The following is a 281-nucleotide window of genomic DNA, read 5'->3' as shown; positions in this document are numbered from 1 at the left end:
TCATCGCCAAAGCGGGTTTCCACCCGCCCCAGAGTCCGGCGGTTTTCATTGCGTTTGTCTTCTGCGCCCACGGACAGGGCCGTGGCATCCTGATTGGTCTGTCCGTCCAGCGTCTGAATCCACTCCATGGACGGCGACACAGTCAGACCCGGCTCGATCTCGATGTCAGACTTCACACCATTGGCTGCGGCCACATCGCGGCCATCCACGGCACCGCGCAAACGGTACTCGGAATACACATCGGTATTGCGGGTAATCGCAGAACGCACACCTGTGGTGAA

Annotated in this window: 1 protein-coding gene; it reads right to left on the bottom strand. The window is 59.8% G+C overall.

Features of this window, described 5'->3' with window-relative positions:
- A partial coding sequence (locus A3730_RS31510) for a hypothetical protein (RefSeq protein ID WP_197477430.1) occupies nucleotides 1–281 on the bottom strand: 281 nt, incomplete at both ends.

This window comes from Alcanivorax sp. HI0044, assembly GCF_001634945.1.
The sequence above is the reverse complement of the archived record's forward strand: the minus strand, read 5'-3'. Positions and strand labels throughout refer to the sequence as shown.